The sequence below is a fragment of the Burkholderia sp. AU39826 genome (assembly GCF_020419965.1).
Lineage (GTDB): Bacteria > Pseudomonadota > Gammaproteobacteria > Burkholderiales > Burkholderiaceae > Burkholderia > Burkholderia semiarida.
In genome coordinates, this window is record NZ_JAIZQG010000006.1 from 55,255 (window position 1) to 69,736 (window position 14,482).

The 14,482-nt window shown below is 68.9% G+C and carries 12 protein-coding genes; 3 read left to right on the top strand and 9 right to left on the bottom strand.

Going from position 1 to position 14,482, the window contains the following annotated elements; all coding sequences use genetic code 11:
• The first annotated feature begins 167 nt into the window (after positions 1 to 167).
• The 3 genes from LGM42_RS14170 (at position 168) to LGM42_RS14180 (ending at position 3,838) form a co-directional block, all read left to right on the top strand.
• On the top strand, positions 168 to 1,058 hold the full coding sequence (locus tag LGM42_RS14170; RefSeq protein ID WP_226232501.1) for an HpcH/HpaI aldolase/citrate lyase family protein: 891 nt from the start codon (positions 168 to 170) through the stop codon (positions 1,056 to 1,058).
• A gap of 191 nt (positions 1,059 to 1,249) precedes the next feature.
• Positions 1,250 to 2,326, top strand: a complete 1,077-nt coding sequence (locus LGM42_RS14175) for a porin (RefSeq protein WP_060316316.1) — start codon at positions 1,250 to 1,252, stop codon at positions 2,324 to 2,326.
• Positions 2,327 to 2,371: 45 nt separating this feature from the next.
• Complete coding sequence (locus LGM42_RS14180; protein WP_226232502.1) at positions 2,372 to 3,838, top strand: MmgE/PrpD family protein; 1,467 nt, start codon at positions 2,372 to 2,374, stop codon at positions 3,836 to 3,838.
• A 32-nt stretch (positions 3,839 to 3,870) separates the two neighbouring features.
• Here LGM42_RS14180 and LGM42_RS14185 read toward each other — a convergent pair whose 3' ends face one another.
• From LGM42_RS14185 to LGM42_RS14225, 9 genes are all read right to left on the bottom strand, one after another.
• Positions 3,871 to 4,809 carry a LysR family transcriptional regulator gene (locus LGM42_RS14185; RefSeq protein WP_226232503.1) on the bottom strand — a complete coding sequence of 313 codons (939 nt, stop codon included), beginning with the start codon at positions 4,807 to 4,809 and terminating at the stop codon, positions 3,871 to 3,873.
• Between the two features lie 274 nt (positions 4,810 to 5,083).
• A complete protein-coding gene (locus tag LGM42_RS14190; RefSeq protein ID WP_226232504.1) occupies positions 5,084 to 6,103 on the bottom strand; it encodes a cyclase family protein in 1,020 nt (339 codons plus the stop codon).
• Complete coding sequence (locus tag LGM42_RS14195) at positions 6,100 to 7,587, bottom strand: MmgE/PrpD family protein (RefSeq protein ID WP_226232505.1); 1,488 nt, start codon at positions 7,585 to 7,587, stop codon at positions 6,100 to 6,102. Before LGM42_RS14195 ends, LGM42_RS14190 begins: the two co-directional genes overlap by 4 nt.
• Complete coding sequence (locus LGM42_RS14200; RefSeq protein ID WP_059575917.1) at positions 7,584 to 8,447, bottom strand: HpcH/HpaI aldolase/citrate lyase family protein; 864 nt, start codon at positions 8,445 to 8,447, stop codon at positions 7,584 to 7,586. The genes LGM42_RS14195 and LGM42_RS14200 overlap by 4 nt, the downstream gene beginning before the upstream one ends.
• Positions 8,444 to 9,682, bottom strand: a complete 1,239-nt coding sequence (locus LGM42_RS14205; protein ID WP_226232506.1) for a CaiB/BaiF CoA transferase family protein — start codon at positions 9,680 to 9,682, stop codon at positions 8,444 to 8,446. Before LGM42_RS14205 ends, LGM42_RS14200 begins: the two co-directional genes overlap by 4 nt.
• A gap of 102 nt (positions 9,683 to 9,784) precedes the next feature.
• Positions 9,785 to 10,948, bottom strand: a complete 1,164-nt coding sequence (locus LGM42_RS14210; RefSeq protein WP_059575974.1) for a zinc-binding dehydrogenase — start codon at positions 10,946 to 10,948, stop codon at positions 9,785 to 9,787.
• Between the two features lie 58 nt (positions 10,949 to 11,006).
• Positions 11,007 to 11,594: a hydrolase gene (locus tag LGM42_RS14215; protein WP_060316329.1), complete on the bottom strand. Its 588-nt coding sequence runs from the start codon at positions 11,592 to 11,594 to the stop codon at positions 11,007 to 11,009.
• 9 nt (positions 11,595 to 11,603) lie between these two features.
• Positions 11,604 to 13,106 carry an MFS transporter gene (locus LGM42_RS14220; RefSeq protein WP_226232507.1) on the bottom strand — a complete coding sequence of 501 codons (1,503 nt, stop codon included), beginning with the start codon at positions 13,104 to 13,106 and terminating at the stop codon, positions 11,604 to 11,606.
• 470 nt (positions 13,107 to 13,576) lie between these two features.
• On the bottom strand, positions 13,577 to 14,323 hold the full coding sequence (locus LGM42_RS14225; protein ID WP_059575924.1) for a glucose 1-dehydrogenase: 747 nt from the start codon (positions 14,321 to 14,323) through the stop codon (positions 13,577 to 13,579).
• Positions 14,324 to 14,482: the final 159 nt, after the last annotated feature.

The window sequence follows — 14,482 nt, forward strand, 5'->3', positions numbered from 1 at the left end:
GTGACTTTCATTATACGCAGAACGGCCATGACATCAACATGAATTCGCAGGGCTTCATTCGTTCATCTTCTTTCAATTCCTCGTAAATATAGGCGTTAACGATAATCTTGACGAATGGGCCCATCGATCACAAAAATAAAAGTGACTTTCATTTTACGAGAACAACGATGAATTCCTCGTCCCAACCGGTCTGGCGCTCGCTGCTCTACGTCCCCGCCCACGTCCCTCGTTTCGTCGAGAAAGCCGCGACCAGCGCAGCCGATGCGCTGATCCTCGACCTGGAGGACAGCGTCCCGTTCGCGTGCAAGCGCGACGCCCGCGACGGCCTCGCCGCCGCCGTGCCGAGGCTGCGGGCCGCCGGCCACGACGTGCTGGTCCGCGCCAACGGCCCGCTCGACCTGCTGGTGCCCGACCTGCGTGCGGCCGTGCAGGCGGGCGTGCACGGCGTCGTGCTGCCGAAGGTGCGCGGCGGCTCGCACGTCGAGGCGATCGACGAACTGCTGGCCACGCTCGAGGATGAAGCCGGCGCCGCGCCCGGCGGCACGCGCGTCGTCGCGATCATCGAAACGCCGCGCGCGTTCCAGGCGATGGACCGGATCGCGCGCGCGTCGCCGCGCGTCGTCGCGATGATGCTCGGCGGCGCCGACTTCGCGCTGAACTGCGAAAGCGGCACCGGCGCCGACGTGCTGCGCGTGCCGAAGCAGTTGCTGATCATCGCCGCGCGCGCGGCCGGCATTTTGCCGCTCGGCCTGCTCGGCGGCCTCGACGAACTGCGCGACCTCGATGCGTTCGCGCGCATCGCGCGCGCGTCCGCGGCATTCGGCTATGCGGGCGCGACCTGCATTCATCCGTCGCAAGTCGATGCGCTGAACCGCGCGTTCCGGCCGGACGACGACGCGGTGCGCGACGCGCGCGCCGTGCTCGCCGCATACGACGACGCGCGCGCCAACGGCCGCGGCGCGCTGCGCATCGACGGCAGGATGGTCGACGCGGCGGGCGTCGCGCAGGCGACGCGCGTACTCGCGCGCGACGCAGCCGTGCGGGCACGCGCGCGCTGACCGACGATGCGCACGCCCGACCGCGTGACCCGGCCGCCAGGCGTCGCCCGCGTGCGCCGCGCAACGCACGCGAGCGGCCCGGCACGGCACGCACCGTTCGCCTTCCGCCCCGGATAGCGACGCCGCGCCGCGCGAGCCGACCCGCGCGGCGCCCATGACGAACAACAACCCCAAAACAAGGAGACAGCCCCATGGGCAAGCGAATGTCCGCATTGTGCGGACTGGGCCTCGTATCGGCCGGCGCCTGCGCGCAGACCAACCTCACGCTGTACGGCGTCGCCGACGTCTACACCGAATTTCTCACCAACCAGGCCGGGCCCGACGGCAAGTCGTCCGCGTCGCTCGCGCGGATGGCGTCGGGCGGCAAGAGCGGATCGCGCTGGGGCCTGAAGGGCGTCGAGGATCTCGGCGGCGGCTGGCAGGCGGCGTTTCGCGTCGAAAGCAGCATCAACCTCACCAACGGCGCCGGCTCGGGCGGCTTCGACCGCTCCGCGTGGGTCGCGCTGCAACACGAGCGCTGGGGCGCGCTGCGGCTCGGCCGTCAGTACACGACGCTGTTCGACATCATGGAGCGCTATTCGCCGACGGGCGCCTATTCGACGCTGTACGAGCCGGACGGCGCGATCGTCGGCATCAACTATCGCGAGAACAACGTCGTCAAGTATCTGGCGAAGCTCGGCGCACTGACGCTCGAAACCCACTACGCGTTCGGCGGCACGGCGGGCGCGTTCCAGTCGAACGCCGCGTACGGCGCGGGCTTCGACTACGCGGGCAGCGCGTTCTCGTTCGCCGCGGCGTTCGACGACGTCCACACGCCGCGGCCCGGCGGCTTCGCGCACTTCCGCCGCTACGCCGCTTCCGCGCTCGTGCCGCTCGGGCGCGCGCAACTGCTGGCCGGCGTCGAGCACGCGCACAGCGACATCGCCGCGCCGTCGGTCGTGACGAACTTCACGTTCTGGTGGGCCGGCGTCCGCTATGGCATCACCGATTTTCTGCAAGCGATCGGCGCCGTCTATTACGAACACATCCGCGCGCGGAATCCGGCGAATGCGCAAACGCCGGCATCGCAGCCCGTCAGTCCGCAGCAGGTCACGCTGCAGTTGAACTACTTCGTGTCGAAGACGGTGACGCTGTACCTGGCGGCCGGCTACGCGCACCGTGCCGCGCTCGATTTCGACAACGACAACTACAACTTTCTGCACTACTCGCTCGCGGCCGGCCGCTCCGGCAGCGCGGGCGTCGCGCTCGGCCTGCGCAAGGCGTTCTGACAGCGCCGCCCCCTTTCCGCCCCCTGAAACTTCGGAGCCCGAACCATGAATCGCCGCCACTTTCTTTCCGCGCTGACCGGCGCCGCCGTCGCGCTGCCGTTCGCTCACGCCCGCGCCGCCGCGACCGCCGACAGGCAGAACGCCGGCCAGCCGGAACTCGCCCGGCAACTCGCCGACTACGCAGCCGGGCTGCAGTATCGCGACCTCGACGAGGCGACCGTCGAAACGATCAAGGCGCATCTGATCGACGCGCTGGGCTGCGCGATCGCCGCGCACGACGAGGCGCCGGTACGGATCGCGCGCGACGCGGCGCTCGCGTCGCCCGGCGGCGTCTCGACCGTGATCGGCACGAACCGCCGCACGCGCGCCGATCTCGCCGCGTTCGCGACCGGCACGGCGCTACGCTACTTCGATTTCAACGATGCGTATGCCGGCAAGGAGACCGGCCATCCGAGCGACAACGTCGCCGCGTGTCTCGCGGTCGCCGAGGCGCGGCACGCGAGCGGCCGCGACCTGATCCTGTCGATCGCGATCGCGTACGAGATCGCGTGCCGGCTGATGGACGCCGCCGCGGTCAGCCCGCGCGGCTGGGATCACACCTGTTACAGCCTGCCGGCCGTCGCGCTCGCGGCGGGCAAGCTGATGGGCCTGCACGCGCCGCAACTCGTGCAGGCGGTCAACCTGTCGATCAACAGCCATCTCGCGCTGAACCAGACGCGGGTGCAGCAGTTGTCCAACTGGAAGGCGCTCGCCGACGCCGACGCGGCGCGCAACGCGGTGTTTTCGACCGAACTCGCCGGCGCCGGCCTCACCGGCCCCGCGCCGATATTCGAGGGAGCGGCCGGGTTCTTCGCGCAGGTGTCCGGGCCGTTCGCGCTCGACACCGCCACGTTCGGCGGGCGCGACGGCGCGTTCCGGGTCGGCCGTTGCTTCGTGAAGTTCTATCCGGCGCAAGGGCTCACGCAAACGGCGATTCCGGCCGCGCTCGCGGTCGCCGCGCAGGTCGGCGACCTGCGGCGCATCCGGCGCATCGCGGTCCACACGACCGAAGTCGGCTACGTGACGGCCGGTCGCGATCCGGAGAAATGGGCGCCGTCGACCCACGAGACGGCCGACCACAGCCTGCCCTACATCGTCGCGCGGGCGATGCTCGACGGCGACATCACGACCCGCAGCTATACGGGCGCGGCGTTGCGCGACCCGGCCTTGCGCGCGCTGATCGGCAAAATCACGGTCGACGCGGACCCGGCGCTGACGGCCCGCTATCCCGCGCATGCACCGAATCGCGTGACGGCCGTGTGCGATGACGGCGCGACCTATACGAAGCAGGTGGACGATCTGCCGGGCTCACCGACGCAACCGATGCAGCGCGCCGACTACGAAGCGAAGTTCACGAAGAATTGCCAGCGGCACGGAAGCGCGGCGCGAATGCGGGCCGCACTCGATTATCTGTGGCGACTCGACGAGCAGCCCGACGTCGCGACGCTGCCGCCGCTGCTCGTCGTCGGCTGACCGCGAGCGGCCCGCGGCGCACGACATCGCGCTCAGCCCACGCTGCACGCGTCCACCGTGACGTCGTCCACGACGGATTCCGCGGCCGCGAGGATCGCGCGGCGCATCCAGCCGTGCGCGTTGCTGCCGTCGTACCGGCGATGCCAGTACAGCGACCACGTGACGGGCTCCATCGCGAGCGGCAGTTCGCGGATCACGAGACGCGGATCGTCGAGGCTCAGCGCGTGCCGCTCCGACATGATCACGGCGTACGGCAGCGCATCGAGCATGTTCGGCACGACGAGCCAGTGCGGCACGTTGAGCACGATGCGGCGCGTACACCCCATGTTCGCGAGCAGGTTGTCGATCAGGCTGTGGTCGACCGGGTTGATCGACACGTTGAGGAAGTCGAGCGCGAGGAACCGTTCGAGCGTCAGCGGCTTGTCCGCATCGGGATGGTTGCGGCTCAGCACGCACACCATCCGGTCGTGAAACACGGTTTCCGACGACAGCGAGCCGGAATGCGCGAGGCCCGCGCTGATCGCCATGTCGAGCCGCCCGGCTTCGAGCGCTTCGGCCGTCTTCGCCGCGCTCGGGTGCACGACATCGAGGCTGATATTCGGCGCCGTCGTGCGCATGCGCCGCAGCAAGGCGGGCAGCAAAAGCAATTCGGTGAGATCCGACATCCGGATCGTAAAATGACGCTCCGACGTAAAAGGGTTGAATTGATAATCCGATTCAAATAATTCTTCGATTTGTTGCATGATTTGCCGCACCGGCGCGATCAGCGCCTGCGCGCGCGGCGTCAATTCCATCCCGATCGTGCTGCGCGCCAGGATCTCGTCCTTGAACAGATACCGCAGGCGCGACAGCGCATTGCTGACGGCCGGTTGGGTCAGACCGACCTTCAGCCCGGCCCGCGTCACCTGTTTCTCCGTCAGCAGCGCATCCAGTATGACCAGCAGGTTCAAGTCGATCGAACGTAGATTCATGATTGTGACCATCCACTAAACGGGTTAATCGCCATCCCCGGTTCGCGATTATCGCAATGGGGAAATCCCCTGATATTTAGTGCAATAAATGAGAATAGTCCAATCTTGACGTTTCAATATTTTTTATATACCCGGCGCCATTGATTCTATTTTCGATCTGAACGACCCGATTTTCAGTCATTTTTTCGATAATCGGGTCAATCGACGATCCCGGATCGACGCATGGAAACGGTTCCCGCTGGCCGGGCGCGCGCCGGCGCCCGTGGCCTGCGCGTCAAACGGTCGCGACCGGGTTCACCGGCGCACCGACCAGCCCCCGGATATGCAACGGCGGCGCGGTCAGCAGGAACCGGTTTCGCCGATGCGCGCGCAGCCAGTTCGCGAGCGGCGTCAGGTGCCACAGCTCGCCGAGGTGGATGCCGAGCTTGAACAGGCACAGCTCGTGCAGCGGCATCAGCGCCCCCGGCCGCGCGAGCGGCTGCGCATGCTGCGGCCGCTCCTCGATCGCGTGGTTGTCGGCCACGAGCGCCGCGAGCCGCGACTCGTCGATCCACTGCAGCAGCCGGGCGTCGCTGCTGTCCAGCACGCACGCGCTCGCGACGGTCGCGGGCGAACCGTGCTCGTCGTTCAGCAGCAGATCGGCGAAACCGGTGTGAATGCAGACGATGTCGCCCTGCTCGACGTGCACGTCGTCCGCTTCCATCACGCGCATCAGTTGCGCGTAGCCCACTTTCGTGCGGGCGTCGCCGAAGTGATGCCGCAGGTCGATCAGCACGCCGCGCCCCTGCACGCCGGTGCGCGCCATCACCTCGATGCCGAGCGAGCGCGCGCCGCCGGTGGCGTCGCCCTCCTGCGGCACCCGCAGATGCTCGCCCATCCGGAAGCCGTTGTAGAACACGATTTCGGGCACGCCGTCGTCGTCCGCGTCGAATACGCCGCCGACGTGCGCGAGACCGTCCCATTGCGTCGAGAACTGCGAATGCATGCAGAACGAATCGTCGCAGACGACGTCCGTGGCGTTCGGCACCTGTTCGTCGGCGCGATAACCGAAGTACGGCTTGCCGCCGAGCAGCGCCGGCATGATCGCGGGCGGCCGACGGCGCGCGTTCAGCCCGCCGCCGCGCGGCACGTCGAGCGGCAGGCTCAGCGAGAACGACAGGCCTTCGCGCACCTCGGCGACGCCCTGCCGCACCTTGTCCGGCGTTAGCCAGTTCAACCGTCCCTGCTGATCGTCCGGGCCGAAATCGCCCCAGTTCGAGCCCGGCGGCCGCTTCTTCCAGCGTGGTGCGTTCAAGATGGCTCTCCTCCTTTCCAGTTCGGATGCACGTCGGACGTCAACGCCGCCAGCGCATCCAGCGGCGTGTCGTCGACGAGCGCCTGCACCGCGTCGCGCAGCTCGAGCGCACGCGGCGTGCCGATCGTCGAACTCGCGGCGAGCACGAACTTCGCGACGAGTTCCTGTTCGGTCAGCGGCCGCGAACGGGTGCCCTTGCTCGACTCGACGCGCGCCTCGCGCGTCTGCCCGTCGCGCAGCGTCACGCGCAGCACGGCAGGCAGGCTGTGCGGGAACCGCGCGTCGCACCACGGATCGGCGACGCAGCGCACCTTCGCGGCCAGCGCGCGGCGCGCGGGGTCCCGCACGAGCGCATCGTCGAAATCGTCGAACCAGACGCCGAGCCCGCCACCGCCGAGCAGCGCGGCCGCGATCGTGTACGGCCCCGAGAACGCGGCCGCGTAACCGTTCGGCGGGCTGGCCTTCAATTCGGCAGGCTCGCCGATCGTGCGCAGCGTCGACGTCGCGACCCGCAGTTCGGCCGACACCACGTCGTCGGCCGTCACGCCCTGCGCCTTCAGTTGCAGCGCCGCGTCGATGCCCGGATGCGTGAAGTGGTTGCACGGATACGGCTTGAAGATGATCCGGCTCGTCTCCCAGTCGTCACCGAGGCCGCGCAGCACCGCGTCGACGTCGGCCAGCTCGCCGCACCATGCGTGAAAGAAGCCGAAGCGGCCTTCGAGCGCGGTCGGCGGCGCGGTCACGCCCGCATCCGCCAGCTCCGCCGCGCTCACGCCCGCATGCGCGGCCCAGCCGCAGTGAATCCGCTTCACGGAGCCGCCGGTGCGGTTCGCCTCGAGCAGGCCTGCGCCCATGCTCGCGGCAATCCCGAGCGCCGCGGCGATCCGCGCGGCGTCGAGCCCGAGCAGCATCGCCGCGGCCGCAGCCGCGCCGACCGTCCCGCAGATCGACGTCGCGTGCTGGCCGCGCTCGAAGAACACCGAATTGCCGAGCCGCTCGTTGTAGGCCGCCACGCCGAGCCGGATGCAGATCTCGGTGCCGACCGTGATCGCATCGAGCAGCGCCGCGCCCGATGCACCGCTCGCCTGCGCGGCGGCGAGCGCGGCCGGAATCACCGACGCGCTCGGATGCAGCACCGACAGCATGTGCGAGTCGTCGAAATCCATCGCATGCGCGAGCGTGCCGTTGACGAGCGCGGCGCTCGCGGCCGGCAGCCGGTCGGCCGCGCCGATCACGCTCGCGCGGCCGTGCCCGCCCCAGCGCCGCGCGACCTGCAGCACGGACTGCGCGACGGGTTCGTCGTGCGCGATCAGGCTGTTGCCGACGAGGTCGAGCACGCGGGCGGCGGCCTCCACGCGTAGCGTGCGATCGAGCCCGTCGACGCGCACCGCCGACGCGAAGCGGCCGAGCACGCCGACGATGCCGTCCGGATTCGTGGGCCTGGCGGCGACGGCCGGTGCGGAAAGCGTATCGGGCGCGCTCATGCCGCGACTCCATCGCGCCGCAGGTGGGTCGCCAGCGCCAGCGTCACGCGCGCATTCGCGATCAGCGGCGGCGCCACCACGCGGCCATCGGGCAGCACGAACACCGACGATTGATCGTCCGCCGCATCGACCGCCTCCAGCACGCGCTCGGCCGCGCGGATTTCCTCGTCCGACGGCGTGAACACCGCGTTGATGACCGGCAGTTGCGACGGATGAATCGCGAAACGGCCGACGAATCCCATCGATTTCGCGCGCAACGTCGATTCCTTCAGGCCGTCGAGATCGCCGAGCGTGTGATAGACCGTCTGGATCGGCCCGTTCAGCCCCGCCGCGCGCGACGCCACCACGCAGCGCGCGCGGCACACTTCGAGCGTGAAGTTGTCGACGCCGATCCGCAGGTCGGCGCGCAGGTCGCTTTCGCCTAGCCCGATCCGTTCGAGCCGCGGCGACGCGGTCGCGAGCTGATAAGCGGTTTCCACCCCATAGGCGGATTCGATCAGGATCTGGATCCCGGCGTCGCTGCCGAGCGCGTCGAGCCAGCCCGCGACTTCCTGGATATGCGCGGGAAAATCGCATTTCGGCAAACGCAGCGCCTGCAATGCGGGCAACGCGATCGCCTCGACGTCGTCGCGGCACCACGGCGTCCCGATCGGGTTCACGCGTACGTAGGTCGGCTTCGGCGGGCCGCCCGCCAGGATGTCGGCGGCGGCCTTGCGGGCGTCGACCTTGTGGCTCGCCGGCACGGCGTCCTCGAGATCCAGCACGATCGCGTCGGCCTCGCTCGCGTAGGCCTTCTCGACCACCTGCGTCTTGTGCGCGGGCACGTACAGGTAACTGCGGCAGGTTGCGCTCGGTTTCAAATCACACCTCGTTCGGTCAGGTCGGCGAGGTCCCGCGACTCCAGGCCCAATGCGCCGAATACTTCATCGTTGTGCGCGCCGCGCGACGGCCCGCCCCAGCGGATCGCGCCGGGGGTGTCGGACAGCCGGAACGGCACGTTGTGCGTGCGGAATGCGCCCAGTTCGGCGTCGGGCACCGATACGATCGAGCCGAGCGCCGCGTACTGCGGATCGCGCAGCACGTCGGCGACGTCGTAGATCGGCGCGACGGCCGCCTCCGCGCGCTCGAACGCGTCGATCACGTCGTCGCGCGTGCGCTGCCCGATCCAGCCGCCGACCGCCGCGTCGAGCTCGTCCGCATGCTTCGCGCGCTCGACGCCGCTCGCGAACCACGGCTGGTCGATCAGGTCCGCGCGGCCGACGAGCCGCATCACGCGCTCGGCGATGCTGTGCGCCGACGTCGACAGCGCGACCCACTTGCCGTCCGACGTGCGATACACGCCGCGCGGCGCATTGTTCGGCGAGCGGTTGCCGGCGCGCGCCGGCACGCGCCCCGTCTGGTCGTAGCTCGCGACCTGCGCCCCCATCGCCGCGAGCATCGTCTCGATGATCGCGAGATCGACCACTTGCCCGCGTCCGGTGCGATCGCGCGCCTTCAGCGCCGTCATGATCGCGAACGCGGCGGTGAGCCCCGCCACCGTGTCCGCGAGCGGAAACGACGGCAGCAGCGGCGGCCCGTCCGCCTCGCCGGTGGCGGCCGCCAGCCCGCTCATCGCCTCCGCGAGCGTGCCGAAACCGGGGCGGCGCGCATACGGGCCGAACTGGCCGAACCCCGTCACCCGCACCAGCACGAGCCGCGGATTGATCGCGGACAACACGTCGTAGCCGAGCCCCCAGCGCTCCAGCGTGCCGGGCCGGAAATTCTCGACCACCACGTCGGCCTGCGCGGCCAGCTCGCGAAAGATCCGCTGGCCGTCGGCCGTGCCGAGATTCAGCGTGACCGCCCGCTTGTTGCGCGCGACCACCTTCCACCACAACGGCACGTCGTCGCGACGCGCGCCGTACTTGCGCGCCGGATCGCCCGTCGGGTGTTCCACCTTGATCACGTCGGCGCCGTAGTCGGCGAGCATCGTCGCCGCGAGCGGGCCGGCAAACAGCGTCGCGGCGTCGATCACGCGAATGCCGCCGAGCGGCGCGCGGCTGGAGGTGTCCGACGCCGTGCCGGCGTCGACCTCCCCGGTTTCCACAGAGGCCATGGCGTTCTCCTGCCAGATAGGTTGCACGGCGCGCCATGCACCGCCATCGTTTGCATGACTAATCATCATGCAACGATGCAGGCATGACGCGCGACCGGCGGCTCAGACCGCGTTGATCCGATAGATCGGGAAATACGTCTCGATCTTTCCGTTCAGGTAATCGGACGCAAGCTTCGGCACGTCGTCGAAATCGAAGATTTCGGTCGGTTCCTGGCCGATCCAGCCGGTCGACTCCTGGAAGTCGCGGATCGTGATGCTGTCGTCGTAGCGCCACGCGTGCGTGTGGATGTGCAGGCGGCGGTTGATGCACTCCGTCGCGCGCAGGTTCCACAGGCGCATCCCGGTTTTCCAGCCGACCGTCGCGACGATGCCGGTGCGGCCCGTCACGCGCATCGTCGCGCGATACAGCGCGCCGCCGAGATTGTCGAGGAAGATCGCGACGCCGCGGCCGCCGCTCAGCTCGGCGATCGTCTCGGCGAAGACGCGCTCCGACTCGCGGTAGCGTGCCTGGTAGTCCGGATCCGCCCGGTAGCGCGCCTCGTCGTACGCGAGGTCCGGAAACTTGCGCCGGTCGACCGGCGTGATGCCGAGCTTCGCGAGATCCTCGAGGCGACGGTCGTTGCTCGCCGTCATCGCGACGCGAAAGCCTTCGCGCTTCGCGAGCTGCAGCTCGGCCAGCGTCGTGCCGCCGCCCCAGCCGAACACCAGATAGTCGGCCGGATCGACGTCCGGCAGTTGCGAGCGCCAGCACGTCGACGCGACCTTCCAGTTGTCCCACGCGGTGAAGTAGCGGCCGTAGGTCGCCCATTGCAGCAGCGAGTGACGGCTGTCGGTCGGCACCGGCACCAGGTTGTCGGCGCGCATCTTGGTGCGTTGCGCCATCACGCCGATCGTGCCGGGCGCGTCGTACGCGTAGACGAGCTCGGCGAATCCGTATTCGTCGCGCTTGCCGAACGGCATCACCATGCAGATCTCGCCGTCCTTCAGCGCGTGGACCGCGCGTCCGCGCTCCACGACGCGCACCAGCGCGCCGTTGCCCAGCACGATCTTGTCCTCGCGGCGCTGGCGGCAGATGTCGACCGGATTGCGCGACAGCGCATGGTCGAGGTTCGCTTCCCACGATCCGTACAGCGGCTCGACGAGCACCTCGTCGGCTTCGAGCGGGGAAAATTCGAAGGTTTCGCGGCGCAGCTCGCCCGCGACGGGCGGCTGCTGGCGGGTCGGTTCCGGGCCCGCGTAGAGAACCCATGCATCGGTCTTGATCATCGTCATTCCTCGGTAAACGACTGGTATGTGAAAAAGCGCGCCGAACGAATCGCCGGCTTCAACGCGACTGCGCCTGCTCGAGTGCCGCCTCCACGTCCGCCGCCGCGGCGACCTGCCCGAGCTTCGGGAAGATCTGGGTCAGCGCGAACGTCTGCGCATCGGCCGACGACGTGCTGACCGCATCGCTCACGATCACGACGTTGTAGTTGTTTTCGTATGCCTGGCGCGCGGTCGATTCCACGCCGATGTTGGTCGCGATGCCGGTCAGCACGACGTCGGTGATGCCGCGGCGACGCAGCTGCACGTCCAGGTCGGTGCCGGTGAACGCGCCCCACTGATGCTTCGTCACGACGATGTCGGACGACGACACGCCGAGCGCCGGCGCGAACGCGCTCCATTCGGGATCGAGATTCGGCGGCTGCGACGGCGCATCCGTCTTCACCTTAAGCGCCACGCCGCCATCCGGCCGATAGCTCGTGTGCACGTAGATCACGGGCAGCCCCCGCGCGCGGAAAGCCGCCGCCAGCTCGACCGTCTTCGCGACGACCTGCGCGCCGGTATAAGGCGTGACCGGCAGCGCGACGATGCCGTTCTGCAGATCGATGGCGACGAGCGCGGCGGTGCGATTGAGCGTCGGAATGGACATGTATCACCCTCACTTTTGTTGTGGAACGGAAGAAACGGCGGCGTCGAGGTGCCGGCTCGATACGGCATTGAGCAACAGCAGCACGCTGATCACCGCCAGGACGACGGCAAGCGCGCGCAGGCCGCGGTCGCTCGCCGGATGGCCGAGCGCGAGACCGACGAGCGCGAACGACAGGCTGCCGCCGACGTACTGCGCGGTGCGGTACAGGCCGGACGCCGTACCGATCCGGCCGTGCGGCGTGCTCTGGTAGAGCGTGGCCTGATTGCCGAGATTGTTGAAACCATTAGGAATACCGAACACGACCGACAGCACAACGATCGCCGCGATCGGCAGGCTGCTCGTCAGCTGGCTCATCACGACGCTGCCGATGCAGAGCAGCGCGGAACCGATGACGAGCACAGGGCGCGCGCCGTGGCGGTGCACGATGCGGGTGGCGAGCATCGTCGTGACCGTGCCGATGCCGGCGACCGGCAGCATCACGAGGCCGGCGTCGGCGGCCGACAGTCCCCTCGCCTCCTGCAGCCACATCGGCAGCGCATAGAAGATCGCGTAGAACACCGCATAGGTGCCGACGCAGCGCAGATACGTGCCGAGCAGCGGACGGTTGTCGGCCAGCATCCGGATGTCGATCAGCGGTGCCGCGGCCCGGCGTTCGCGGCGGATCAACAGCGGCGCCAGCACGAGCGTCGCGGCCAGCAGCAGCCAATCGGGTTCGCGCGACACCGATTGCAGGAACAGCAGCAGGCTCGCGAGCGTCAGCACGAACAACGCCACGCCCGGCAGATCCAGTTCCGCCAGCGTGGCGCGCAGCGTGGTGCGCGCCTGTGCGCCGCGATAGGCCGGGTCGGCCGGGATCCACAGCCAGGCGAACACGAAGGCGGCCAGCACGATCGGCACGTTGATCCAGAAGATCGCGCGCCAGCCGGCGAACTGCACGAGCGCACCGCCGAGCGGCGGGCCGAACGCGACGGCCACCTGCGCCGCGATCGAGATCGCGCCGAGCCCGCCCGTCGGCGTCGCGCCGTTCGCATGCCGCTGCGACCACGCGCGGATCATCGCCATGCCGGCCGGATACGCGGCCGACGTGCCGATGCCGAGCGCGACGCGCGAGGCGACCAGCCAGCCGAGCGTCGGCGCGAACGGCGCGAGCGACGACGCGAACAGCACGATCGCGAGACCGATGCAGAAGATCCGCTTCGCGCCGAAGCGATCGGCGAGGCGCCCCATCGTCGGCTGGCCGGCGGCCGTCGCCAGATACAGCCCCGACACGAGCCACAGCGTATCGATGCGCGCGTGCGCGGCGTCGGCCGGCGCGAACGCCTGCTGGATGCTCACGAGCGCGACCGCGATCATCGACGAATTCAGCGCGTTGAGCAGCGTGCCGAGCACGATCGGGCCCACCAGCTTCGCCGGCAGGCGCAGGCCTGCGTCGCGTCGGTCGCCGCCGCCTTCGGGCGCGCGGGCGGCGGTCGCACGTGGCGCGTGACCGGATCGATCGTGAGTCGTTTTCATGGCGTCTTCGCGTGATGGATGGGCATCGGTCGGTGAATATCGAACGTGCGTTCACCATACCGCTCCAATCGCCGCGAATGAAATGGATTGTTGCGATGCAAACATTCGCAACTTGAATGGGGAATGTGCGCGGCACGCATGCGAACGGCATACGACGACCCGACCGCGCACGGCGGGATGCGCCCGTCAGCCTTGCGTGACAGGCGTATGCGCAGCATTTGGGAGGATGGTTTCGGTCGGCGCGGCGCGCGGCGCGCAGCGTCACCGCGCGCGCGGTATGACGGTTTTATGCCGCGCCGCGACACGGGATCAGAGGGGGGACTCTACCGGGATCGCAGACGTGCCGTTCGTGCAGCGAATGCGAAGGCTGCGTGGCAATGGACGACACGCCGCGCGATCTGCCGAAGCAGACTCGACGCAGCGTGCGGGGATTTCGCTACCGCCGCGGTCCGGGCGGCGGCACGGTCCGGTCAGCGCAGCCCGCCGCTCGCGACGAGGCGCTCGCCGGTCAGCCAGCGTGCATCGTCCGACGCGAGGAACACGGCGACCGACGCGATGTCGTTCGGCTCGCCGAGGCGGCCGAGCGGCGTCTGGCCGAGCACTTGCGTTTCAAGCTCGGAGCCGATGATGCCCGCGCTGTGCGTGCCCTCGGTCACGACCATCCCCGGGTTGATCGCGTTCACGCGGATCTTGCGCGGCGCGAGCTCGAGCGCGAGCACGCCGGTGATCGCGTCGACCGCGCCCTTCGTGCCGCTGTAAACGGCGCTGGCCGGCGGCGTGATGCTGGTCACGACCGAGCTGATGTTGATGATGCTCGCGCCTTCGCCGAGATGCTTGGCGGCCGCCTGCGTCGTCAGCAGTACGCCGAACACGTTCGTGTCGAACTGCCGGCGATAGTGTTCTTCGGTGATCGCTTCGATCGGCGCGAATTCGTACACGCCGGAGTTGTTCACGACCACGTCGAGACGGCCATACGTGTCGATCGCGGTATCGACGATGCGTTGCACGTCGGCCGCCTTCGACACGTCGCCGCCGACCGCGACCGCGCGGCCGCCCGCTTCGGTGATCGCGCTCACGACCGCATCCGCGCCCGCCTTGCTGCTCGCGTAGTTGACGACGACCGCCGCGCCTGCGTCGGCCAGTGCCTTCGCGATGGCCGCGCCGATGCCCTTCGATGCGCCCGTGACGATCGCGACCTTGCCTGCCAGCTTGCTCATGATTTCATTCCTCAGTCAGAAGACCTTCGATGGATGGCGCCGGTCGCCGCGACGATGCGTCGATGCATCGATGCATCGATGCGTTGCGATGGCGACCGGCCTGACTGGCAATTTACGTTGCCGCACCGCAGCGATAAAGCGGCTCGACGCGAATTGACT

What these genes read in the sequence shown, in the direction of transcription:
- LGM42_RS14210 (WP_059575974.1), bottom strand. Translation starts at nt 10,948, where the DNA reads ATGATCAAGACCGATGCATGGGTTCTCTACGCGGGCCCGGAACCGACC.
- LGM42_RS14170 (WP_226232501.1), top strand. Translation starts at nt 168, where the DNA reads ATGAATTCCTCGTCCCAACCGGTCTGGCGCTCGCTGCTCTACGTCCCC.
- LGM42_RS14220 (WP_226232507.1), bottom strand. Translation starts at nt 13,106, where the DNA reads ATGAAAACGACTCACGATCGATCCGGTCACGCGCCACGTGCGACCGCC.
- LGM42_RS14225 (WP_059575924.1), bottom strand. Translation starts at nt 14,323, where the DNA reads ATGAGCAAGCTGGCAGGCAAGGTCGCGATCGTCACGGGCGCATCGAAG.
- LGM42_RS14175 (WP_060316316.1), top strand. Translation starts at nt 1,250, where the DNA reads ATGGGCAAGCGAATGTCCGCATTGTGCGGACTGGGCCTCGTATCGGCC.
- LGM42_RS14205 (WP_226232506.1), bottom strand. Translation starts at nt 9,682, where the DNA reads ATGGCCTCTGTGGAAACCGGGGAGGTCGACGCCGGCACGGCGTCGGAC.
- LGM42_RS14180 (WP_226232502.1), top strand. Translation starts at nt 2,372, where the DNA reads ATGAATCGCCGCCACTTTCTTTCCGCGCTGACCGGCGCCGCCGTCGCG.
- LGM42_RS14195 (WP_226232505.1), bottom strand. Translation starts at nt 7,587, where the DNA reads ATGAGCGCGCCCGATACGCTTTCCGCACCGGCCGTCGCCGCCAGGCCC.
- LGM42_RS14215 (WP_060316329.1), bottom strand. Translation starts at nt 11,594, where the DNA reads ATGTCCATTCCGACGCTCAATCGCACCGCCGCGCTCGTCGCCATCGAT.
- LGM42_RS14185 (WP_226232503.1), bottom strand. Translation starts at nt 4,809, where the DNA reads ATGAATCTACGTTCGATCGACTTGAACCTGCTGGTCATACTGGATGCG.